This is a genomic window from Winogradskyella sp. A3E31, from assembly GCF_046720935.1.
In the GTDB taxonomy this organism is placed as follows: Bacteria; Bacteroidota; Bacteroidia; order Flavobacteriales; family Flavobacteriaceae; genus Winogradskyella.
Window position 1 is genome coordinate 1 of the sequence record NZ_JBHNWH010000001.1, and the last position, 24,310, is coordinate 24,310.

At 35.1% G+C, this 24,310-nt stretch carries 24 protein-coding genes and 1 tRNA gene; 16 read left to right on the forward strand and 9 right to left on the reverse strand.

Features of this window, described 5'->3' with window-relative positions; all coding sequences use genetic code 11:
* The first annotated feature begins 201 nt into the window (after positions 1 to 201).
* The 14 genes from ACFEMA_RS00005 (at position 202) to ACFEMA_RS00070 (ending at position 15,979) form a co-directional block, all read left to right on the forward strand.
* Positions 202 to 873, forward strand: a complete 672-nt coding sequence (locus ACFEMA_RS00005; RefSeq protein WP_411765897.1) for a DUF2059 domain-containing protein — start codon at positions 202 to 204, stop codon at positions 871 to 873.
* Between the two features lie 156 nt (positions 874 to 1,029).
* Positions 1,030 to 1,677, forward strand: a complete 648-nt coding sequence (locus ACFEMA_RS00010; protein WP_411765898.1) for a hypothetical protein — start codon at positions 1,030 to 1,032, stop codon at positions 1,675 to 1,677.
* A gap of 514 nt (positions 1,678 to 2,191) precedes the next feature.
* Positions 2,192 to 3,622, forward strand: a complete 1,431-nt coding sequence (locus ACFEMA_RS00015; RefSeq protein ID WP_411765899.1) for a DUF4365 domain-containing protein — start codon at positions 2,192 to 2,194, stop codon at positions 3,620 to 3,622.
* A gap of 478 nt (positions 3,623 to 4,100) precedes the next feature.
* Positions 4,101 to 4,556 carry a 50S ribosomal protein L13 gene (gene rplM, locus ACFEMA_RS00020; protein WP_411765900.1) on the forward strand — a complete coding sequence of 152 codons (456 nt, stop codon included), beginning with the start codon at positions 4,101 to 4,103 and terminating at the stop codon, positions 4,554 to 4,556.
* On the forward strand, positions 4,556 to 4,942 hold the full coding sequence (rpsI, locus tag ACFEMA_RS00025) for a 30S ribosomal protein S9 (protein WP_155088759.1): 387 nt from the start codon (positions 4,556 to 4,558) through the stop codon (positions 4,940 to 4,942). The genes rplM and rpsI overlap by 1 nt, the downstream gene beginning before the upstream one ends.
* Before the next feature lie 239 nt (positions 4,943 to 5,181).
* Positions 5,182 to 5,994, forward strand: coding sequence for a 30S ribosomal protein S2 (rpsB, locus tag ACFEMA_RS00030; RefSeq protein WP_411765901.1), 813 nt, complete (start codon positions 5,182 to 5,184; stop codon positions 5,992 to 5,994).
* A gap of 83 nt (positions 5,995 to 6,077) precedes the next feature.
* The gene (gene tsf / locus ACFEMA_RS00035) at positions 6,078 to 7,052 is read left to right on the forward strand and encodes a translation elongation factor Ts (RefSeq protein ID WP_411765902.1); all 975 of its coding nucleotides are present in this window, start codon (positions 6,078 to 6,080) and stop codon (positions 7,050 to 7,052) included.
* Between the two features lie 185 nt (positions 7,053 to 7,237).
* On the forward strand, positions 7,238 to 7,945 hold the full coding sequence (gene pyrH, locus ACFEMA_RS00040; RefSeq protein WP_411765903.1) for a UMP kinase: 708 nt from the start codon (positions 7,238 to 7,240) through the stop codon (positions 7,943 to 7,945).
* A gap of 50 nt (positions 7,946 to 7,995) precedes the next feature.
* Positions 7,996 to 8,550 carry a ribosome recycling factor gene (frr, locus tag ACFEMA_RS00045; protein ID WP_411765904.1) on the forward strand — a complete coding sequence of 185 codons (555 nt, stop codon included), beginning with the start codon at positions 7,996 to 7,998 and terminating at the stop codon, positions 8,548 to 8,550.
* A 40-nt stretch (positions 8,551 to 8,590) separates the two neighbouring features.
* Entirely contained in the window at positions 8,591 to 9,868 is a 1,278-nt protein-coding gene (locus tag ACFEMA_RS00050) for a DUF5686 family protein (protein WP_411765905.1), read from the forward strand.
* 73 nt (positions 9,869 to 9,941) lie between these two features.
* The gene (locus ACFEMA_RS00055; RefSeq protein ID WP_411765906.1) at positions 9,942 to 12,356 is read left to right on the forward strand and encodes an efflux RND transporter permease subunit; all 2,415 of its coding nucleotides are present in this window, start codon (positions 9,942 to 9,944) and stop codon (positions 12,354 to 12,356) included.
* A gap of 28 nt (positions 12,357 to 12,384) precedes the next feature.
* Positions 12,385 to 13,818 carry an asparagine--tRNA ligase gene (gene asnS / locus ACFEMA_RS00060; protein WP_411765907.1) on the forward strand — a complete coding sequence of 478 codons (1,434 nt, stop codon included), beginning with the start codon at positions 12,385 to 12,387 and terminating at the stop codon, positions 13,816 to 13,818.
* Between the two features lie 76 nt (positions 13,819 to 13,894).
* On the forward strand, positions 13,895 to 15,361 hold the full coding sequence (rpoN, locus tag ACFEMA_RS00065) for an RNA polymerase factor sigma-54 (protein WP_411765908.1): 1,467 nt from the start codon (positions 13,895 to 13,897) through the stop codon (positions 15,359 to 15,361).
* A 9-nt stretch (positions 15,362 to 15,370) separates the two neighbouring features.
* Positions 15,371 to 15,979 carry a hypothetical protein gene (locus tag ACFEMA_RS00070; protein ID WP_411765909.1) on the forward strand — a complete coding sequence of 203 codons (609 nt, stop codon included), beginning with the start codon at positions 15,371 to 15,373 and terminating at the stop codon, positions 15,977 to 15,979.
* On the opposite strand, the gene ACFEMA_RS00075 is transcribed toward ACFEMA_RS00070, so the two are convergent.
* The 8 genes from ACFEMA_RS00075 to ACFEMA_RS00110 form a co-directional block, all read right to left on the reverse strand.
* Entirely contained in the window at positions 15,974 to 16,663 is a 690-nt protein-coding gene (locus ACFEMA_RS00075) for a porin family protein (protein WP_411765910.1), read from the reverse strand. The genes ACFEMA_RS00070 and ACFEMA_RS00075 overlap by 6 nt on opposite strands.
* A gap of 86 nt (positions 16,664 to 16,749) precedes the next feature.
* Positions 16,750 to 17,214 (reverse strand): ExbD/TolR family protein, encoded by a 465-nt coding sequence (locus ACFEMA_RS00080; RefSeq protein WP_411765911.1) that lies wholly within the window; start codon positions 17,212 to 17,214, stop codon positions 16,750 to 16,752.
* A 14-nt stretch (positions 17,215 to 17,228) separates the two neighbouring features.
* Positions 17,229 to 17,843, reverse strand: coding sequence for an ExbD/TolR family protein (locus tag ACFEMA_RS00085; protein ID WP_411765912.1), 615 nt, complete (start codon positions 17,841 to 17,843; stop codon positions 17,229 to 17,231).
* 6 nt (positions 17,844 to 17,849) lie between these two features.
* A complete protein-coding gene (locus ACFEMA_RS00090; RefSeq protein WP_411765913.1) occupies positions 17,850 to 18,317 on the reverse strand; it encodes a hypothetical protein in 468 nt (155 codons plus the stop codon).
* 21 nt (positions 18,318 to 18,338) lie between these two features.
* Positions 18,339 to 19,112 (reverse strand): MotA/TolQ/ExbB proton channel family protein, encoded by a 774-nt coding sequence (locus tag ACFEMA_RS00095; RefSeq protein ID WP_411765914.1) that lies wholly within the window; start codon positions 19,110 to 19,112, stop codon positions 18,339 to 18,341.
* Positions 19,113 to 19,186: 74 nt separating this feature from the next.
* Positions 19,187 to 19,274: transfer RNA gene (locus ACFEMA_RS00100), tRNA-Ser, on the reverse strand.
* Between the two features lie 72 nt (positions 19,275 to 19,346).
* Entirely contained in the window at positions 19,347 to 20,375 is a 1,029-nt protein-coding gene (locus ACFEMA_RS00105) for an asparaginase (RefSeq protein ID WP_411765915.1), read from the reverse strand.
* Entirely contained in the window at positions 20,375 to 21,145 is a 771-nt protein-coding gene (locus tag ACFEMA_RS00110) for a TatD family hydrolase (RefSeq protein WP_411765917.1), read from the reverse strand. The genes ACFEMA_RS00105 and ACFEMA_RS00110 overlap by 1 nt, the downstream gene beginning before the upstream one ends.
* A 47-nt stretch (positions 21,146 to 21,192) precedes the next feature.
* Here ACFEMA_RS00110 and ACFEMA_RS00115 point away from each other — a divergent pair, with 47 nt between their 5' ends.
* Positions 21,193 to 21,633, forward strand: coding sequence for a retropepsin-like aspartic protease (locus ACFEMA_RS00115; RefSeq protein ID WP_411765918.1), 441 nt, complete (start codon positions 21,193 to 21,195; stop codon positions 21,631 to 21,633).
* A 63-nt stretch (positions 21,634 to 21,696) separates the two neighbouring features.
* Positions 21,697 to 22,332: a response regulator gene (locus ACFEMA_RS00120; protein ID WP_411765919.1), complete on the forward strand. Its 636-nt coding sequence runs from the start codon at positions 21,697 to 21,699 to the stop codon at positions 22,330 to 22,332.
* 711 nt (positions 22,333 to 23,043) lie between these two features.
* Here ACFEMA_RS00120 and odhB read toward each other — a convergent pair.
* Positions 23,044 to 24,300, reverse strand: coding sequence for a 2-oxoglutarate dehydrogenase complex dihydrolipoyllysine-residue succinyltransferase (odhB, locus tag ACFEMA_RS00125; protein WP_411765920.1), 1,257 nt, complete (start codon positions 24,298 to 24,300; stop codon positions 23,044 to 23,046).
* Positions 24,301 to 24,310: the final 10 nt, after the last annotated feature.

Sequence of the window (24,310 nt, forward strand, 5' to 3'; positions counted from 1 at the left end):
CAGTTCCGCGTGGCCGCGCGAAACCGAAGTTCATTATCTTCCTCTTTTTGTATCTTCGTTCTCAAGGCCGAACTGCGTTTAGCAGGTAGTTGGCAACAACTTAAATAACTATAAATGAACAGAATACTTATTTTAATATTATTGCTTTTTTGCAATTTATCTTTTTCTCAAACTGACTCGACAGACGTAAAAATTATGAAAATGATGGAGGTTTTAGGCTCGACTGATAGAATGAAAGCCGTTGTGGACAATATGATAAAAACACAAGAGAATGAAAATCCTGAATTAATAGATTCTGAATATTGGCAAACTTTTAAAAAAGAGCAAATTGATTACAACGAATTTCTTCAGATGTTAATTCCCATTTATAAAAAACACTTCACTATTGAAGAAATTGAGACAATTACAGAATTCTACAGTAGTCCAATCGGACAATCTATGATTCAAAAATTCCCCCTCATATCAGCTGAATCTATTCAAGCAGGTACAGTTTGGGGACAAAAAATGTTTGAAAAAATACAGCAGAATTTCAATCAACCACTTGCCGATAAATTCAATTTACCAACAAAGGACTGTTCTTTATTAAAGAATGGAAAATTTAGATATTTTGACACCCAGAACAATGAGATAATTGTAAATCGACAAGACGGTATTCAAGAAGAAAAAGTAAACGGAAGTTTATATAAAATGAAAGTAGAATGGATGAACGATTGCCAATACAAAGTTTGGAATTATCAAGAAGATGGAGACTACACAGATATTAAACCATTCATTGTGACAATTTATGAATACACAGATAGTGCCTATAAGTTTGTCTACAAGCAAGAATATGGAAGTGAATACTTTGAGGGGGAAATGGAAATTTTAAAATAAAGCAGTTGCCAACACCGTGTATAATTAATTACTAGTTAACTACCGACTTACGAAAATTCCGCTGGAATTTTCTATCCGTAATTTGTTTGCTAAATTAGTTGCTTAAACACGCAACTAACCATACACAAACACGTTGTACTCAAGCTGTGAAAACCTATGAGAGCCATTAAAATCTTCATTCTATTTATATTATTTAGCCAAGTTTCATTTGGACAAAATAAATGCGGAGATTTTAAAAATTACGAGGAATCTCAAAAGTGGATTAAGGAAATCAAACAGTTAAATCTTGAAGAGCGTAAAAACAAAATCTTCAACAGAATTAAATGTGAGCAAGAATCGGAACAAAGCGAAATTGACTTTTCGCTTACAATAATTATAGATGGTGGAATTTTTTCAACAGCCAATGACATTGCAAATGAACAATTTGAAAAATTGAAATTAATTCCAGCTGAAAGCATTGAAATTACGCAATCTCTATGTGAATCCGAGGGAATTTATCCTGAAAAATGTAATCTTGGATTTGTTCTTATAAATCGTCCTAAAAAACCAGTACTTAACGAAATAACTGAACTCAAAAACATTCGGATAAAAAGGCGAAAAGGAAAAATAATTATCAAATTGGAATCTGAAATTGAGGACGACATTAAATTTGAATTAAACCATTTACTAAAAGGACATAGCACAACACTCTTTGTTAATACCGAATTGAAAAAAGGAAATAACAGATTTGTTTTTAAAAGGAGTAATAATTTGCAACTTGTCGAATTAGAAATAAACGGAAAGAAATTAATTATAATAATATAAAAGCCAGCGTACAACACCGTGTATAATTAATTGCTTTGGTCGTTGCTTATTTGGAAAATTCCTTCGGAATTTTCTCGCGTTCGTTTTTGTTTACTAAATTAGTTGCTGAAACACGCAACTAACCATACACAAAACCGATGGAATACATTCAGCGAAAAAGCTGACCAAAATGGTTCCACAACTGCGTTGTTCCCACCCTTTTGGTTCATGTATTCCATCTCAGGGTTAAACCAAATTACTACTACAGCCCTATAATTAATAAATCGCCATGGACGGGCGTCGAGCCAAAACATCACACCATCGTTGGTTAAAAGTAATTTGGATTTGCGCATCGAATTCTCAACCTAATAAATTCTACAATATACACCCCGCTTTGCGGGCCTAATTGACAATCAATAATTTAAGATTATATCGAAGACCATTTCTCAAATTATTGATGAAGAATTTATTATCTTTTCATTCTCAACCCAGAACTGCGTTTAACCCTGAGTTGTGGGCAATTAGAAAATGAAAAATGTTAAATTCCAGAACAGAAAGAAAGGCAATACATTCAACAGCCAATTATTTTACTGAAATAGGTTGGTTTTTTAGAGAACAACCCATTCTTGATTTTGGAATAGATGCTTTCGTTGAAATCGGAAAAAATGATAGACCTTCTGGAAATTTTATCGCGTTACAGATAAAAGGTGGAAAATCTAATTTTCACAAGGGTAAAAATGGATTGACATTTTACTTTGACGAGACTCATAAACAATACTGGTTTGAGGTTGGTAATACTTTTCCTGTTTTTATAATTATCCAAGACCCACTAAACGATAAGTTATATTGGGGTGGAATTACCAAGAAAACAATAAAAAAAACAACGAAGCATTGGAAAATAATACTTCCCTTTTCAAATGAGTTAATAAACACATCTAAAATAGAAATTGAGAATGTTTCAACCTCACATAAGGCTTCGTCATCATATGCAGAAGACTACTCATATTTATTAAATAAAAACAGAGTATCAAAGCCACTTATCGATATAAGAAATCATTCAAAATTTGGACTTCAAATAAAATTCAAACTTGAGAATAAACCTAAGATTATCAACCTTAACTATAAACCAGAAAAAGATGAATGGGACAATAATAAAGGGGAACTAAAATGGAACAATCCTTATCATTACGTAATTGACGATATTAAAAAGTATGTATTAGGATTTAACAATAATAACGAGGATTCTGAAAAAGCAATAAATCAAATTGAACTTCAAATCAAAACTGGAGGAATAAGTAAATTAGCTGAATTTCTTTTTGATTGGAATAATAGGGATAATGATGTTCCTAAATATTCAAATTTTGTTGAAGCTTTTGAATACTTTCTTGAATCAGAAGGTAAAGGTGGAGAGTTATATGTATTACAAACAGTTGGGGAAGTAATATATTTTAGAACTGGAGGTGTAGAATACATAATAAATACCTATGAAGGTAAAATAGAAGAACTAAAATACTTAATAGAGAAAAGAGCCTATTCCGAGATTTACACAATGACAAATGAAAATATTTGGAGTGAAATATACTTGGACGCAGGAATTGAAAAAGCTTATTTTATTCCTGTTATGCATAATCTATGGGAGGAATACTGGGATAATCTCTACAAAAGAATAAAAAAAGAAGTTGGTAAAACTAATCATTTGGATAAATCCAAAGAAAGGTCTTGGAGGCAATTTCAAATTTTCTCAGAAAGTTACAATGATGTAGGAGATGTAATCAAATATGCTTATGCTTTAGATGATATGGATATTTACCCCTTAGCTGTAGTTTCAATGATGAATATTTTTGATGCTGATGTTTGTTATTTAGAATATTGTGAGTACGAATTTGAAATGGGAGATTGGGAAAGTATATGTGTGGATGACGACTATAACAAACCTATTTTTCATATTAAAATTAACGAACTTTAGACAAAAATAACTGCCCACAACAATGGCTATAAGTAACTGCTTGTTCTCGCCTACTTCTGAAAATCCTTTCGGATTTTCAGCTTGGTGCGTACTTGCTAAGTTAAGCGCTAACCCCCGCAACTAATCTTAAACAAAACCGATGGAATGAATTATCCGCCAATTTCAATTTCATTAAATAGGTATTCATTTGTTCGCTACGCTCAGGTCGCCACAGGTAAACTTGAATTACATCTTTGGGGTTAAAAAATATTCCTCAAAATATTTACAGAGTATTTTAAGCTTTTGGATGTTTTAAATCTGTTCCATCAGCTATTCTAGCTTATTGCAATATTTTTTATTTGGGACTTATCCTGAGCTTTAAAAAAACCTTAGTCAAGGTTTGTCATTCCAATAAGTTATCGTAAATTTGCAAACTCTTTTTCGGAAGAGGAATGTATAACCTATTGCGCTAAATAGCGTGATTAATAAATAAATTAGTGTGGACACATTAAGCTACAAAACAGTTTCTGCAAACAAAGCTACCGTTAATAAGGAGTGGGTTTTAGTAGATGCTGAAGGACAAACTTTAGGTCGTCTAGCTTCTAGAGTAGCAATACTTCTTAGAGGAAAGCACAAAACTAATTTTACACCACACGTTGATTGCGGCGATAACGTTATTGTTATCAATGCAGAAAAAATCAACTTAACAGGTAACAAATGGACAGATAAAAGTTATATCCGTCACACAGGTTACCCAGGTGGACAAAGAAGTTTAAGTGCTACTGAGATGTTTGAAAAAGATCCAACCAGACTGGTAGAAAAGTCGGTAAAAGGAATGCTTCCAAAAAACAAATTGGGATCAGTACTTTTCCGTAATCTAACAGTTGTGGCAGGTTCTGAGCATGCTCACGAAGCTCAAAAGCCTAAAACAATTAAATTAAACGACATTAACTAATGGAAGTAATTCACAAAATCGGCCGTAGAAAGACGGCTGTTGCCCGTGTATACGTTGCTAAAGGAAAAGGTAACATTACGGTGAACAAAAAAGACATGGCGGAATACTTTACTACTGGAACACTTCAGTACAAAGTAAACCAACCTATTACCATGACTAACAATGATGGCAACTTTGATATTACTGTTAACGTATATGGAGGTGGTATCACCGGCCAGGCGGAAGCAATACGTTTAGGATTATCTCGTGCAATGTGCGAGTTAGATCCTGAAAACAGAGCAATATTAAAGCCAGAAGGTCTATTGACTAGAGATCCTAGAATGGTAGAGCGTAAGAAATTCGGACAGAAGAAAGCGCGTAAGAAATTCCAGTTCTCTAAACGTTAATATCCAAAATCACTTAATTCAGAATCTGAATACTCAGATTCTGAATTACTTTAAATTACCCGCCACGAGTTGGCAATTTTATTGAAAATCGAAACTGAAATAATTTCAGTTCATTAAAACCAGTTATTGTTGCTCATCACGGTAAGACGTGAGAGTTTAGTTTAGCATCTAAATGGTTAAGGCAAGCAAATGCGACCACTTAATCATTGCTAATTCAACAGAACGTAAACTATTACAAAATGGAAAAAGTAGAAGTAAAAGAACTACTAGAAGCAGGTGTACACTTCGGTCACCTAACACGTAAGTGGAATCCAAACATGGCCCCTTACATTTATATGGAGCGTAACGGCATCCATATCATCAACCTTTACAAAACTGCAGCTAAGATTAAAGAAACATCTGAAGCATTGAGCAAGATTGCTGCTTCAGGAAAGAAGATTCTTTTCGTAGCTACAAAAAAGCAAGCCAAAGATATCGTTGCTGAAAAAGCTGCTGCGGTAAACCAGCCATACATTACTGAAAGATGGCCAGGTGGTATGCTAACTAACTTCATCACTATTAGAAAAGCTGTTAAAAAAATGGCTTCTATCGATAGAATGAAAAAAGACGGAACGTTTGACTCTTTATCAAAGAAAGAACGTTTACAAGTTAATCGTCAACGTGCAAAACTAGAAAAGAACTTAGGTTCTATATCTGATATGACGCGTTTACCTGGAGCTTTATTTGTGGTTGATATTATGCGTGAGCACATTGCCATTAAAGAAGCGCAAAAACTGAATATACCAATCTTTGCCATGGTTGATACTAACTCTGACCCACGTCAGGTTGACTATTTAATACCGTCTAATGATGATGCATCAAAATCTATCGATAAGATTTTATCTATCGTGACTTCAGCAATTGAAGATGGGTTAAATGAAAGAAAGGCTGAAAAATCTGAAAAAGAGGCTAAAAAAGCTAAAAAAGAAGAGCCAAAAGCAAAGGCAAAGACTGAAGCTAAACCAAAAGCTGCTAAGAAGAAAGCTGTAGCAGCATCGGAAGAAGAAGAATAAATAACATTTATAAAAATATTAAAAGTCATTTAGTTCTTTTCAGGTTTGAAAATTAATTGAATGACTTTTTAAATTTAGAAACTATGGAAAATACTGTAAAAATTACAGCAGCAGAAGTTAACAAACTAAGAAAAGCTACTGGTGCAGGAATGATGGATTGTAAAAAAGCCTTGGTTGAAGCTGAAGGTGATTTTGACAAAGCCATTGACGTATTACGTAAAAAAGGACAAAAAGTAGCTGCTAAAAGAGCAGATAGAGAATCTTCTGAAGGAGCTGCAGTCGCTAAAATTAATGATGACAACACTAAAGGTGTAGTGATTGTATTAGGTTGTGAAACTGACTTTGTTGGTAAAAACGAAAACTTTTTACAATTAGCTAGCGACTTCGGTGATATTGCCATCAACTATAACACTAAAGAAGAATTTTTGGCTGCTGATTTCGGCGGAATGACTGTTGCTGAAAAATTAGTTGAGCAGACTGGTGTGATTGGTGAAAAATTAGACATCAACGCATTTGAAACTTTAGAGGCTGCTTATGTTGGAGCTTATGTTCACATCAATAAGATTGCTGCTATTGTAGGTTTATCTAATGCCGTTGATAATGTTGAAACTTTAGCTAAAGATTTAGCAATGCAGGTAGCTTCAATGGGAGCAACGACGTTGTCTTACAAGGATTTTGACCCTGCATACGTAGCATCAGAAACTGAAGCACGTATTGCCGCTATCGAAAAAGAAAATGAAGAATTGGTAAGATTAGGTAAGACTCTTAAGAATGTACCTCAATATATTTCTATGTCTCAATTAACAGAAGACGTAATAGCACAAGCTGAAGAGGATGCAAAAGCTGAATTAAAAGCTGAAGGTAAGCCTGAGCAAATCTGGGATCGTATTTTACCTGGTAAAATGGATCGTTTTATCTCAGATAATACCACTTTAGATAAAGAGCAGTGTCTATTAGACCAAAACTTTATTAAAGATGAAAAATTAACGGTTGCTAACTATGTTAAAACCTATGGTGACGTAGAGGTAACAGGATTTCAACGTGTTACTTTAGGATAAAACCAAAAGTATTAAACTGTTAAAAGCCACTCAATGAGTGGCTTTTTTTTATTTCTATACTTCATTTCTTGTTTAAGGCACAATCAACAGTTCTGTATAATTTTTCACTTTTAAACACCATAATATTTATGTAGCTTTGCTTAGCCAAAAATCACTAAATTGGCATAACTCAATAATCATTCTTAATGAAATTTAAACGCGTCCTCCTAAAACTTTCAGGCGAAGCCTTAATGGGAAATCGACAGTATGGCATTGATCCAGAGCGTCTTTCAGAATATGCACAAGACATTAAAAGCATCATTGATCTTGGGGTTGAAGTCGCTATTGTCATCGGAGGTGGAAACATATTTAGAGGAGTAGCAGGTGCAAGTAATGGTATGGACCGTGTACAAGGTGACCACATGGGTATGTTGGCAACTGTGATTAACGGACTTGCTTTGCAATCTGCTTTAGAAGACGCAGGAGTACCAACGCGACTGCAATCAGCAATTAAAATCAATGAGGTTGCAGAACCCTTTATCAGAAGAAAAGCATTGCGGCATTTAGAAAAAGGGAGAGTCGTTATTTTTGGAGGCGGAACAGGGAATCCTTACTTTACTACGGATTCTGCAGCAGTTTTGAGAGCTATCGAAATTGAAGCTGATGTTATTTTAAAAGGAACACGCGTTGATGGTATTTATACAGCCGATCCAGAAAAGGATACATCGGCAACAAAATTTGATTTTATTTCTTTTGACGATGTGCTTAGAAAAGGCCTAAAAGTAATGGACACAACTGCTTTTACACTTAGTCAAGAAAATGAGTTGCCTATTATTGTTTTTGATATGAATAAAAAAGGAAATTTATTAAAATTGATATCTGGTGAAAAAATAGGCACCCACGTCAATTTATAAAATAGTATTTTTGGCTTACAATTTGATACCCGTATGTTAAATTCAAAATTATGAACGAAGACATTAAATTTATATTAGACACCGCTGATGAAGCTATGTCAGCAGCTTTAAAACATCTCGAAAAGCAACTGGTAAATATTAGAGCTGGTAAAGCAAGCCCTTCTATGCTTGGAAGTGTTATGGTTGATTATTATGGCTCTCAAACTCCATTAAATCAAGTAGCAAACGTCAATACACCAGACGGAAGGACCATTAGTGTTCAACCATGGGAAAAAAGCATGCTTCAAGAAATTGAACGTGGAATTATGTTGGCCAATCTAGGATTCAATCCAATGAATAATGGTGACATGATTATTATTAATGTGCCACCTTTAACTGAGGAGCGACGTAGAGATTTGGCAAAACAGGCAAAGGCTGAAGCTGAAGATGCAAAAGTTGGAGTTAGAAATGCCCGTAAAGAAGCTAACAACGATATAAAAAATACAGATGTATCTGAAGACCTTCAAAAGAATGCCGAAATAGACGTACAAGAAATGACTGATAAATACGTTAAGCGTATTGAAAGCATTTTAGATGTCAAGGAAAAGGAAATTATGACGGTCTAATCACTGTCATTTTTTTTATCATTTCAATCGAAAATATTACATGGTCAAGTTTGTTATTGTTATCATTCTTTGTTTTTCAACAATAGCAAATGCTCAAATTGACCTAGCCCAGCAAGACTCCATTGCTAAGGCTAAAAACGATTCTATACGGAAAACGGAGTTCATCAAAAATATTGGAGTTGGTTATTTGCCGACCAAATATTTTAACTTCGATTTACGCTATCTCATTAAATTTAACCAGTATGAAGGTTTTAGAACCGGTTTAGGGGGTGTTACCAACGACAACTTTTCTGAATCCTTCAGGGTAAATGGCTACCTAGTCTATGGATTTAAGGATGACCGCTTTAAGTATAGTATTGGTGGAGGTGTACGAATAAATGAAGAACGAAGCACATGGATAAATGCCTCTTATACAGATGACCTACAAGAAACAGGAAGCTCTACATTTTTAACCGACAAACGTTTTTTTACTTTTTTTGAACCTCGCTTATTAAACATAGATCTTTTCCACAGGCATATTACAAAATCAATTTCACTAGAGCATAAAATCACAAATCATTTATTATCTGAAACTGAATTTTCACTCAGTAAAATAAATCCAACGTATACGTATAGTTTTCTGCTAAATGGGGTTGCTTACAACACATTCGATTTAAGCACAGCCCGTATTAGTTTGCAATGGAGTCCTTTTTCAAAGTTTGAGGTGATAGAAAAACGTGTTGACGAAGTCATCAATGGCTATCCTAAATTTACATTTCAGTACACCAAAGGTTTTAGCGATATTTTTAAAAGTGATTTTAATTTTGGTAAACTCGATTTTAGAACCGTCCAAGTTTTTGATTATGGTAACGCTTCAAAAACCAGTTTTACACTTGTTGCTGGTTTAGCTGATGGCGAAGTGCCACTGACCCATCTTTACCATGCCTACCCCAACAATATTACTAAAGATACTGTGCTACAACGTTTCTCTGTAGCTGGGCTCAATAGTTTCGAAACCATGTACTTTAATGAGTTTTTTAGCGATCGGTTTATGACTTTTCAAATGAAACATTTTCTGCGTCCATTTAAGTTTTCAGAATGGTTTAAACCGCAATTGGTACTTATATCGAGGCACGCCCTGGGCAATATGCGCAGTAGGGATAGACATATCGGAATACCTTTCGGCACTCTCGACCAACTCTATTCAGAATCAGGGTTTGAGATCAACAAACTACTATTCGGATTTGGGCTTAGTTTTGCCTACCGATATGGCGGTTATCACCTCCCTGAGTTAGAGGACAATATCGCATTTAAATTCACCTTTAATATTTCGCTTTAAATAGCTCTTTTATACTGTTAATTCGCTAGATAGTCCTAAGCTTTTTTCTACCTTTGCCGCTGATTAAAGTTTTATGATCAAACCATTTACAGCAGGTTTCTGGGAAGTACTGGCAAGGCTTATTTTACGTAATAAAATCGCAATTCTTATTACCGTAATTCTATACACCATTTTCTTTGCTATGCAATGGAAGCATATGCGTTTTACATATACTGAAGCGAATCTACTGCCAGACGATCATGAAGTTAACTTAGTTTACAATAATTTTTTATCCATCTTTGGAGAAGAAGGGAACCTTATTGTTCTTGGTGTTAAAGACTCCTCTGTTTATACTGTTGAAAATTTTAACAAATGGAATCAACTCGCTGAAGATTTTAAATCATTTGAAGAAGTTGAAACCGTTATTGCCATTAAGGACCTTCAAAAACTAGTAAAGAACAATGATGAAGAGCGTTTTGATTTAAAGCCTTTTATTAAGGATTCTATTGTCTCTTCGAAACAACTAGATACACTTCAAGATGCCTTGTTTAAAAAGTACCCTTTTTATGACAATTTTCTCTTTAACAAGGATACCAAAACATTAAGAACAGCAATCTATCTCAAAAAAGAGATTGTCAATACTCCCGCTAGGAAAGCCTTCATCATGGAAACGCTTCAACAAAAAATTGAGGAGTTTGAAGTAGACACTGATTTAGATGTTAGAATTTCGGGTATGCCGTATATACGTACCTTAAATTCGCAAAATATAGTTGATGAAATCGGGTTGTTTATTGCTGCAGCTTTATTTGTAACCTCGCTCATATTTTTCCTATTCTTTAGGTCTTTTAGAGCAACGTTAATTTCCTTAATCGTAGTTTGTATTGGAGTAATGTGGACACTAGGCATCATCGGATTACTTAATTACGAAATAACTGTATTAACCGCCTTAATTCCTCCACTAATTATAGTGATTGGGATACCCAACTGTATATTTCTTATTAATAAATATCAGCACGAAGTTCGTCTTCATGGCAATAAAGTACGCTCATTACAACGAGTTATTACCAAAGTGGGGAATGCTACATTGATGACCAACGTTACAACAGCTTCTGGTTTTGCGACGTTTATTCTCACAGAAAGCAAACTGCTAAAGGAATTCGGTATTGTAGCTTCCCTATCCATTTTGGCTATATTTATGCTATGCCTCTTTATTATTCCGATTTTATACACCTTTTTGCCCTACCCAAAACCACGACATTTAGAACACCTTAATAAACGTTGGATTAACGGCTTTGTAGATTGGATGGAGTCTATGGTAAAGCATAAACGCATCACTATTTATGTGGTGTCCTTAATACTGCTTATTACAAGCCTGTTGGGTATAAATACTATTAAAATTTCTGGAAGTCTTATTGAAGACATGCCTAAAAAAACTGAGTTTTTTGAGGACATCCGGTTTTTTGAATCTGAATTCAATGGCATTATGCCTTTAGAAATTTTGATCGACACCAAACGTAAAAAAGGGGTGATGAAGTTAGCAACACTCAAGCGTATGAACGAGCTTGAAGAGTTAATCATAGAAACCCCAGAACTATCTCGCCCAATCTCAGTGGTGAGTTTGGTGAAATATTCAAAGCAGGCGTACTATAATGGCAATCCTAAATATTACCAATTACCAACGAGCCAAGAAAATAGTTTTATTCTGTCGTATGCCAAGAATTCAAATTCTGATGTAGATCTTTTGAAAAATTTTGTCGATAGCACCGGACAGTATGCGCGTATCACAACTTTTATGAAGGATATTGGTACAGATAAAATGGAACGTATTGAGGAGGATCTTCAAACAAAAATAAACAAACTCTTTCCAGAGGAACGCTATGAAGTAACTATGACGGGCAAGGCTTTAGTGTTTCAAAAAGGGACAAAATATTTGGTAAGAAACTTAGTCATTTCATTGACATTAGCGATTGTGTTGATATCACTGTTTATGGCCTATATGTTCCGTTCGTTTAGAATGATTGTCGTTTCACTAATACCAAATCTATTGCCATTACTGGTCACTGCAGGCTTAATGGGATATTTAGGAGTGCCAATTAAGCCTTCAACCATATTGGTGTTCAGTATTGCATTTGGTATTTCTGTTGATGATACCATCCACTTCTTGGCAAAGTACAGGCAAGAGTTACAAGCCAATCATTGGAAAATCCGAAAATCAGTGTATGCCGCATTACGAGAAACTGGTGTAAGTATGTTTTATACGTCTATTGTTCTGTTTTTTGGCTTCTCGGTATTTACAATTTCTAGCTTTGGAGGCACTGTAGCGCTCGGAGCTTTGGTTTCCGCAACACTGCTATTCGCAATGCTTTCTAACCTTTTGTTATTGCCATCGCTACTATTGTCATTAGAGCGAAGCATTGCAAACCAAAATGTATTAAGGGAGCCTTCGATAAATATTATTCCTGATGATGGCGAGGGTGATGATATAGAATCAGAAGAAATACAACAATAACAATTATCTTTGCATTTAAATTTCTAATATGAAACCAAAAACTGTTGCAGAATTATTATCAGATGATATTACTTTACAACAAGTAACTATAAAAGGATGGGTAAGAACTTTTAGGGCTAATCGATTTATTGCACTTAACGATGGTTCTACTCTAAATAACATTCAGTGCGTTGTCGATTTTGAAAATTTTGATGAGGCGCTTTTAAAACGCATTACAACTGGTGCTGCCTTAGACATAACTGGTGAATTGGTTGAAAGCCAAGGAAAAGGGCAAAAGGTAGAAATCGTTGTAGAAACATTAGAGGTTTTGGGAGATTCTGATCCCGAAACGTATCCTATTCAACCTAAAAAACACTCTTTTGAATTTTTAAGAGAAAATGCGCATTTGCGCACGCGCACAAATACCTTTAGTGCGGTGATGCGTTTGCGCTCATCACTATCTTTTGCTATTCACAAGTATTTTAATGAAAATGGATTTTATTACATGCACACCCCGATTGTAACTGGCAGTGATGCAGAAGGTGCTGGCGAAATGTTTAGGGTAAGTACTTTAGATCCAAAGAATCCCCCTCTAAATGAAGATGATTCAGTAAACTATAAAGAGGACTTTTTTGGAAAAGAGACTAACCTCACCGTTTCTGGTCAATTAGAAGCAGAAACCTATGCCATGTCGTTAGGAAAAGTGTACACTTTTGGCCCAACATTTAGAGCTGAAAACTCTAATACATCGAGACACTTAGCAGAGTTTTGGATGATTGAGCCCGAAGTCGCTTTTATGGACTTGGACGGCAATATGGATTTGGCTGAAGATTTTATGAAATCAGTGGTTGGCTACGTTTTGGAACACAACGCCTCTGATTTAGAATTTTTAGACCAACGTTTATTTGATGAAGAAAAAACAAAACCACAGGCTGAACGGAGCCCAATGCGCTTAATAGAAAAGTTAAAATTCATCACCGAGAATAACTTTAAACGTGTCAGTTATACTGAAGCTATTGATATTCTGCGTAACTCAAAACCTAATAAAAAGAAAAAATTCAACTATATCATCAACGAATGGGGAGCTGATTTGCAATCTGAGCATGAACGCTTTTTAGTTGAAAAGCATTTTAAATGTCCTGTTATTTTATTCGATTATCCAGCAAATATAAAGGCATTTTATATGAGGCTTAATGAAGACGGAAAAACGGTAAGAGCCATGGATATTTTGTTTCCCGGAATCGGTGAAATCGTAGGTGGTTCTCAGCGTGAAGAGCGTCTAGACGTTTTAAAAGAAAAAATGGCGGCACTCGATATCCCTGAAGAAGAATTGTGGTGGTATCTCGATTTAAGAAAGTATGGAACTGCTGTTCACTCAGGCTTTGGTCTTGGTTTTGAACGTTTAGTGATGTTTGCTACAGGTATGACCAATATTAGAGATGTCATCCCATATCCACGTACTCCTCAAAATGCAGAGTTCTAAAGCTATATTTCAAGTTAAATAAGGCAATAATCCGCCAAAGTTTTTAGTACTTTTATAGTGTAAGCAAATTTCGTACATGGCATTAAAGCAGTATTTACAATTTAAACTTTCACAAAAGCTATCTCCTCAGCAAATTCAGCTGATGAAGCTGATTCAATTGCCTACGCAAGCTTTTGAGCAACGTTTAAAACAGGAGTTAGAGGAAAACCCCGCATTGGATACTGGTAAAGAAAAAGATGCAGAAGAGGATTCCTTCGACGAATTTGATAATACAGAGGATGATTATAATGACAATGAAACCATAGAAGCGGAAGATATTAATGTTGACGACTATCTAAGTGATGATGAAATTCCAGATTATAGAACCAACGTCAATAATTATAGTGCTGACGATGAAGAAAAATCTGTCCCTTATGCTGCAGGCACATCTTTTACACAGCATTTAATCAACCAACTAAATACCTTTAGATTAAGTGACCAAGAATATGAGATTGCTGTCTTTTTGGTAGGTAGTGTTGATGAAAGTGGTTATATACGTAGAGATTTATCGGATATTACAGATGATTTAGCCTTCACTCAAAATGTCTATACCACGCCTGAGGAAGTCGAAAAAGTATTAGATATTGTACACCAACTAGACCCTGCTGGGGTTGGTGCTAGAGGCCTACAAGAGTGTTTAAGTATTCAATTGCATCGTAAAGAGCAGCATCCAGATGTAGAACTGGCAACAAACATTATAGATAACGCTTTTGAACAATTCACAAAAAAACACTACAAAAAACTACTTCAAAAGTTTAGTATAACGGAAGATCAGCTTAAAGCTGCCATTGAGGAAGTTGAACGCCTTAACCCAAAGCCTGGGGGAAGTTACTCTGGCAATAATCGGATAGTGGAACATGTAGTACCTGACTTTGCCATTAAAATTGTAGATGGCGAATTAGACCTAACCCTAAATGGTCGTAATGCACCAGAGTTGCATGTATCTAGAGAGTATAATAATATGCTTAAAGGCTATAAGGAATCGAAAGAAAAATCTAAGGCCCAAAAAGATGCAGTCCTTTTTATAAAGCAAAAATTAGATGCTGCTAAGTGGTTTATTGAGGCGGTTCGTCAACGTCAACAGACCCTTTTTGTAACTATGAGTTCAATTATGAATTACCAAAAGGATTACTTTTTAACTGGGGACGAACGCCAACTAAAGCCAATGATTTTAAAGGACATTGCTGATGAAATTGAAATGGATGTCTCTACCGTATCTCGAGTGGCTAACAGCAAATATGTCGATACTCCTTATGGCACTAAGCTCATTAAAGAGTTCTTTTCAGAATCCATGACCAATGATCAAGGAGAGGAAGTCTCTACTCGAGAAATTAAAAAAATACTAGAAACCGTCATTGAAGAAGAAGATAAACGTAAGCCATTAACCGATGAAAAATTAGCTGGTATCCTTAAAGAAAAAGGCTACCCCATTGCAAGACGTACGGTCGCTAAATATAGAGAACAATTGGACTTTCCTGTGGCAAGATTACGTAAAAAGATATGACATTTTAATATGAAAAATCATATCCTAAAAAGTATCTCATATATTTTTCACCCATTGATAATGCCCCTCCTTGGTGTGGTTTTCTATTTTTCTAAAACCCCAAGATTTATACCAGATATCATTATTAAGGCAAAACTATTTTCAGTTTTTATACTTACCATCATATTACCAATATTGATGTATTTTTTGCTGAAAACGATAAAAAAGATAGACAGCATTCACTTAAAATCGACACAGGAACGCGTCGTCCCACTTGCAGTTAATATTTTTATCATCGCACTAATTATCACGAGGATATTCCCTCATAACGAAGTAATTGAACTTTACTATTTTTTTGTTGGTATTCTCTGCTCTACAATAGCATGTTTGTTTCTGGCTTTTTTAAAAGTGAAAGCGAGCATACATATGTTAGCAGCATGTGGTTTTTTTATGTTTATAGTAGCCTTGAGCGTGCATTTTAAGATTAATGTCAACGGCACTTTAGCTATTATGATGATTATTTTGGGAGCTATAGCAACCTCTAGGTTACATCTAGAAGCCCATACCAATGCAGAACTCGTTATCGGAAGTTTCATTGGGCTATTCCCTCAGCTTATTCTGCTTAAGTTTTGGTTATAGGATATAAAAGATTATTCCGATTTTAATGGCTTTTAAATCTATAGGTTTGCCATCAATTTGAGCGTCATTCTTAAAGAGGGGGTTAAGTCCATAGTACAGTTGAAAGTTCCATGTGTTATAACCTGCGCTTAAAGTTAATCCATATTGCAGTTCGTGGAAGTCATCAATGTTAGATACGTTTTCATCGCCTATATTACTTCTAAATTTAGCAGTGTTGTATATTAAGTAGCCTACTTTTAAGCCTGTATAAATACGCCAAAATTTATAGTCTGATGGTGTTGATGTCCGCCAACGTATTTCTAACGGTGCTTCAATAAAATATCGGGTAAATTTATTCTTTGAGACATTTATAGTGCTTTCATCTATAATGGAATAATCATAGTCGCCATTAGTTTCAGAAATTCTTAAATTTTGATTATATGAGTTGGACGATAGTCCTAGTCCAAGGCCAATGGCCCAGTTTCTTCTTGTATTGATTGGCATATCTCTAATAAAACCAATATTAAACCCTGTTGAAATGCCGCTTTGCGAGAACCCATCTGGATCCTTGTTTAAAATGTTATAGGAGATAGAAGCATAAAATTGATCTTCACGGTACTTAGTATCTAAAGAGTCTTGTGTGATGTCTTGTGAATTACAGAATGTGTAAACAAACAATAAAACTATAGTGCACTTTTTTCCCATACTATAAATCTACAAATTAAGTCACAGTCTTTCATAAAAAAAGCGCTATGAAAATCATAGCGCTTTAAATAAATTAAGATTTTTTATTATTCATCTTTTTTGACTCCTGTGACGTACATCACCTTTAATGCGTTGGCTTCCCTAAGCTCTTGCTTAATATCAGAAACTAAACCAGCATTGGTGTTTTTATCGACTTTAAAACCAACAACGATTTTATCTTTTAACTCTTCACGAGTCCCAGCAATAAATTCGTAAACTGCAGGTTGTACATCTTCTAAGTTTGCAAAAGAATCGTTGATTTGAATACGGGCTTCAGTTCCCATATTCTTATAAGCTTCACTAGGTTTCCCAGCATAAATGAACATGGTTCTATCTTTTTCAAGTTTTTCAACTTGATTTGCTACAGGAAGTTCATTCTTTATTTTTAATGAATTGTCTCGCATTACTGTTGCTACCATGAAAAAGAAAAGCAACATAAATACAATATCAGGAAGGGATGCTGTTGAAATCCCAGGTGTTTCACCCGATTTACCTTTTTTGAATTTTGACATAGTGTTGTTACTTTTTAATTTTCGGTAGGTTCAGCTTCAGATAACTTCATCGGAAACAATTTTTTAATCGTTTCGATGCGTTCATTTAGCTTCTCATCCTTATTAAACTGATTCTTTTCTTTCTCTGCAAGCATATCTGCAAATGAACGATTGTACAAACGTTGTGCTTCTCTTTCTCTTAAAAAGTTGTAAGCAGCAACAAGTTCGTTCTGTACTTCGATATACTTTCCATAAGTGGTTTCCCTATCGTGCTTTAAAGAGACAATTGCCTTATCAGGGTGATCCGATGATGATGGATCTCTATCCCCTTTACAATAATCACAGCTTTGTCCTTCTGCATTAACTCCTCCTCCATTATCCAAATACTCAATCGCAGCTTGTCGTAAGTCTTTAACTTGCATTTCTTCATCTTCTACAAGAAGTTGATCGTGCCTGTTTAAAAGAACTGTAAACAAGTTTTTCTGCTTAATAATTGGAGGCTCTACTTCTGAATCATCAATAGGAGGCAAACTTCTTAATATACCTTTATCTTTTTCAATTGTTGTTGTTACAAGGAAGAAGATTAATAGTAAGAAAGCAATGTCAGCCATTGACCCTGCATTAACTTCTGGTGCTGATCTCTTTGCCATACTCTATTATTTACTGATTATTTTTTTAGCTCCTGAGCCTATCATTACAATAGCTGCAAAACCTAATAAGATATAAAATGCTACTAAGCCAGCTCCAGACATCTGAATTTCATTACTTGTTGCTACCTTATCTCCATACCTAAAAAGGTGTTTGCCATTTGCCATTATAGGATTCTCAGTGTCTGACAAAACATAAGAAATTATCAATATTGCAACAAAGGCTCCTACTCCTATTAACGTACTTTTTAGTGATGCAGTATTTGAAAATAGATTTTTAACAACAAAAATCACAACAAATAACAGCACCAAAAACAGCATCGCATAAGCTACGTAAGCCATTGGATCTACTATGACAGAATCTCCTGCCTCGGCAGCGGCCTTGATGGCATCATCTCCTTTTGAGATGATTCTTACTAAGAATACAATTCCTAGAACACCAAGTAAAGCTGCTACTATTTTTAATATTTTATGCATAATATTATTATGTTTTTTGGTTTATTTCTTTTTGTATCTCACTAACATGTCCATTAAAGTAATAGACGCATCTTCCATATCATTTACAATACTATCAATCTTAGCGATGATATAATTGTAGAATATTTGAAGAATGATAGCCACAATAAGACCAAATACTGTTGTTAAAAGTGCTACTTTAATACCACCTGCTACTAAAGAAGGTTGCATATCACCAGCTGCTTCAATTTTATCAAAGGCTTGAATCATACCAATTACCGTACCCATGAAACCAAGCATTGGTGCCAAGGCGATAAATAATGAAATCCAAGAGACATTCTTTTCTAATTGTCCCATTTGTACACCGCCATATGCAACGACTGCTTTTTCGGCTGCATCGATGTCCTCATCTGCTCGGTCTAAACCTTGATAGAATATAGAGGCAACAGGTCCTTTTGTATTTCTACATACTTCCTTAGCTGCTTCGATACCACCAGATTGCAGTGCGTCTTCAACGTTTTGGGTTAATTTTTTAGTGTTTGTAGTTGAAAGGTTTAAAAAGATAATTCTCTCAATAGCGATCGCCAGTCCAAGAATTAAACATAATAATACAATACCCATAAAGCCAGGGCCACCTTCAATAAAACGCTTTTTCAATTCTTGATGAAAACCCAATTCTTCTGCTGGCTGCTCTGCCGCGTCATCTTGAGTTATTGTGGCAACAGGTGTTGTTGCTGCTACTGTTGTTGCGTTGGCATTAACAGTGCCAATAGCCATTAAGCAAGTAATCGCTAGGATAGAAAATAATCTTTTCATTGTTCTAAATCTTAATTTTATTAGTTAAAGTGTTAAAGATAAAAAAAAAATGTAACTATTACTGAAAATATAAGCAGAGAGGAAGGGATTCGAACCCTCGATACCCTTTTGAGGTATACACACTTTCCAGGCGTGCGCCTTCGACCACTCGGCCACCTCTCTGTATTTCAAAAAAAATTACAGATCGCCAAATAACAAAAAAAACTTTAAACGCTGAAATTTGGAACGTTAATTTTAAGACATTTCCCCTCTTAGTGATGTTTCAAAAACACCTTTAAAATCGGTAATTTCCTCAGTATGACCTAATAAGTACATCAGCTTGGTAATGGCCGCTTCAGTGGTCAGATCCTTTCCTGAAATTACCCCAATGGATTTTAAGTCGCTGCTCGTTTCATATTGCCCCATAATAACTTTACCTCTTACACATTGCGTGACATTAACAATATGTATTCCATTTGATATTGCTTGTTTCAACAACCCTATAAACCATTGCTCAGTACTAGCATTACCAGATCCATAGGTTTCGACAACAAGTCCTTTAAGGTCTTTAGTATTTAATATGGCTTCAACAATTGGTCTAGAAATTCCTGGAAATAGTTTAAGGACACCGACATTGGTATTTAATTTTTTATTTACCTTTAAATGTAAAGAAGGACTTGGACGGTTTAAAAAAGATGTGTTAATATTAAGGTGAACGCCTGATTCTGCCAAATCTGGATAATTAGGAGACTCAAACGCTTCAAAATGTTCGGAATTTATTTTTGTCGTTCTGTTGCCTCGATATAATTTGTATTCAAAATATAAGCCTACTTCGCGAATGACAGGACTACCATTTTCGTGTTGTGATGCCATCTGTATGGAAGTAATTAAATTTTCCTTTGCATCTGTCCTTAAGTCTCCAATAGGTAATTGTGACCCAGTGAATATAACAGGTTTTGCTAAGTCTTCTAAAATAAAACTCAGGGCTGAAGCTGAATAGCTCATGGTATCACTGCCATGCAAGACCACAAAACCATCACATTTAGAATAGTTTGATTCTATAATTTCTGCTATTGTAATCCAATATTTAGGCTGCATATTGGATGAATCTATTGGTTCTTTAAAGGCTATTGATTTAATATTACAATCTAACAATCGCAACTCAGGGATACGTTTCAATATATTTCTAAAGTCAAAAGCTTTTAGGCTTCCTGTATCGGCATCCTTTACCATACCGATGGTGCCACCAGTATATATTAATAGTATGTTAGGCTTTTTCATCATTAAACACCGAATATGGCTTTTGAGTTTTCTGTGGTTTGTTTTGCTATGGCTTCAGGACTTAAACCATAAAGTTCTGATAATTTTTCTAATACCTTAATAATATAAGAACTTTCATTTCGCTTTCCCCTGTATGGTTTAGGGGCTAAATATGGCGAATCTGTTTCAAGCACTATATGTTCTAAATCTATTTCGCTTAAGAACTGGTCTATTTTTCCATTTTTAAAAGTAACAACACCACCAATGCCAAGCTTCATATTAAAGTTTATGGCTCTTTCGGCTTGTTCCTTGGTTCCTGTAAAGCAATGAAAAATACCATACAAATCATCTGACGTTTCAGATTCTAAAACATCAAAGATTTCATCGAATGCTTCACGACAATGAATCACAATTGGCAATCGGTATTGCTTTGCCAGTTTAATCTGGTGTTTAAAAGCTTTAATCTGAAGATCTAATGTCGAAGTGTCCCAATATAAATCAATACCAATTTCTCCAATAGCATAGAAAGGCCGCTGTTTTAATAAATCTTCAACATGTTGTATTTCTTTATCAAAAGATTCTGGTTTTACATGGGTTGGATGCAATCCGGTCATCAAAAATATGTTCTCAGGGTATTTTTTTTCTAAAGAAAACATGGCTTCAGTATAGTCTGAATCAATTGCCGGAATAAAGAACCGTTTTACATCTTTTTCAATCGCATTTTGTACGACCGCATCTCTGTCTTCATCAAAAGCTTCGCTATATAAATGTGTATGTGTGTCCGTAATAATCATACTGCAAAAGTAAATGTTTATAATCTTATATTTACAAAAACGAAACTATGGAATTACTAAAGGATTTCCTTTTGGCCAAAGGGTATTCCAAAACCAAATTAAAGTTCACTAAAACCAATCATTTTGAAGTACGCGTTAGAATCAACGGTAAAAAAGGAAGGTTTATTTTAGACACTGGTGCATCCAACAGCTGTGTCGGCAACGAAGCCATAGACCTATTTTCTCTAGAAGTTGAAGATTCTGAAATAAAGGCGGTTGGTGCGGGTGCATCTAATATGGATACCAAAATGTCTAAAGCCAATAGTTTTAAAATCGGAAAGTGGAGAGCTGACAAATTACCCTTGGTTATTTTTAACTTAGACCATGTGAAAAATGGGTTGATAAGTCATGGTGCTGATCCGGTTGATGGTATTATCGGAGCAGATATTTTAAAATATGCTAATGCTATTATTGATTATGAGAAAAAATACCTCTATTTAAAATTATAATACTAAAATTTGTGAGAATTCACTTATTATAGTTAGATTTAAGTATAGCTATAAATCACCCTTATGAATCTATCCATACTCATTGCAGATGACCACCCTCTTATTTTAAAAGGATTGAAGGATTACTTAGAAGAGCAAAAATTTAATGTTGTAGCTAGTGCAAAAAACGGAAAAGAGGCATTGGCTTTAATAAGGGCTTTAAAACCTGATATTGCGATTTTAGACATTCAGATGCCCTTTTATACTGGCCTTGAAATTGCAGAACTATCTAAACAAGAAAACCTACCTACAAAAATTGTTTTAATAACCCTTGAAAAAGAAGAGCAGTACTATAACAAAGCATTAGAGCTGAATGTTTTTGGCTACATTCTAAAAGAGTTTGCACTCGATGAAATTGAACATTGTATTGCGGCCATCAATAACGGCAAATCTTATTTTAGCCCAGAGCTCACCGATTCTATTGAAGCTCAACCTGAGGCTCCTAAAAACATTTCCAAATTGACTGCTAGAGAAAAGCGGATTTTGAGATTTATTGCTGAAGAAAAAACAGCTAAAGAGATTGCTGAAGACCTCAACATTTCTTCCCGTACAGTGGAGAAGCATAAAACCAATATTAGAAACAGGTTAGAGTTAGATTCTAAAGCCACCAGCTTATTTGCTTTTGCAAAGGAGAATTTAAAATACTTATTAGAGATTTAATTTAACTGTGCGTGCATACAAAATACGTAGAACTACGTATATACATTTAAAAAATAATACAGACCTTTATATAGCTATTAATTGTAGCTTAATATTTGCTTATTAGGCTTAAGGATTGAAAGCCCTGATAACCTCAGGGCTTTTTTTGTTATGCGTGCATATAAAATACGTAGTTCTACGTATAGTTTCGTGTTGAAAATTACTTCAATTTTACAATGTTATTTTAATTATATAGGGTGAAATAACAGCTATTAATAAGTCCTTTTAGGATTTTTGGGCCTTGAATTTGTTTTCAAGGCCTTTTTTGTTTTAAAAAATGACCAGAATCAGCGATTGAAGATTTTTCTTACACAAAAATTAAGAAAACACTAAAAAAATACGTAGTTCTACGTATTGATTGGCTCAAATACTTTTCTGAATTTTATAATGCTATTAATCATGCCCCAATAAAAGGTAAAGGGCTTTGGATTTTAACCGCATCTAAGGCCCTTTTTAAATAATTAAGTCCCCTAAATAATGAAGAATATGAGAAAAAATGAACGTATATTTTTTATCCTTATAGTAGTAAGTTCTGTAACAATAATAACAGCAAATGTTATAGTCAATTTCTTCAATTGATTTATTAGTTAATTTAGTTAGTTAGTTCCCGTTCGGGAGAAAAAAAGCGCAATTTGGTCAAATTGCGCTTTTTTAGTTTTTTATGAGATTAAATTACAACTCAAGAGCCTTTTTAACCTCATTATCCATCAATAATTCTGTTGGGTTTTCTAAAGCTTCTTTTACTGCCACCAAGAATCCAACAGATTCTTTTCCGTCAATAATTCTATGGTCGTAAGACAAGGCTACATACATAATTGGTCGTATTTCAACTTTTCCATCTACAGCAACTGGCCTTTCTACAATATTGTGCATTCCTAAGATGCCACTTTGAGGAGGATTAATTATTGGAGTCGATAACATACTACCAAAAACCCCACCGTTGGATATTGTAAACGTTCCACCGGTCATCTCATCAACTGTGATTTTACCATCACGTGCACGAAGTGCTAGTCGTTTAACTTCTGATTCTACACCTCTAAATGATAAGTTCTCAGCATTTCGAATTACTGGTACCATTAAGCCTTTAGGTCCTGATACCGCGATGCTAATATCACAGAAATCGTAAGACAGCATTTCCTTACCGTCAATCATTGAATTGACTGCAGGATACATTTTCAACGCTCTTACAACAGCTAAAGTAAAGAAGCTCATAAACCCGAGACTTACACGGTGTTTTGCCTTAAAGTCCTCTTTGTATTGTTTACGCAATTCAAAAATTGGAGACATGTCGACTTCGTTAAACGTCGTCAACATTGCTGTTGTATTCTTGGCTTCAACCAATCGCTCAGCTACTTTTCGTCTTAACATGGACATCTTGCTTCGAGATGTTCCTCTATTTCCACCTGTTGGTGTTCCCATAGATGGTACTGCATTAACGGCATCGTCTTTTGTAATTCGTCCGTCTCTTCCTGAGCCAGAAACATCTTTAGCATCTACCCCTTTCTCTGCTAATATTTTTTTAGCTGCCGGGCTCGCTGTACCAGAGGCATAAGATTTCTCTTTAGGGCTTGGCGCTTTTTCAGAATCTTTAGAGTCTGAAGTTGCCTTATTCTCTTTCTCTATCTGCTCTTCAACCTTTTTATCATCTCCACCCTCGTCACCTCCTTTGTAGGTCTCGGATGCAGGGGCTTCAGCATCGGTATCTATTAAACACACAACAGCACCAACTGCCACTGCATCTCCCTCTTCTGCTTTAAGAGTAATTGTACCGCTAGCCTCAGCTGGCAATTCTAATGTTGCCTTGTCGCTATCTACCTCAGCAATGGCTTGGTCTTTTTCTACATAGTCACCATCTTGGACTAACCATTCTGCTATTTCAACTTCGGTAATCGATTCGCCCGGCGAAGGCACTTTCATTTCTAAAATCATCGTAATCTAT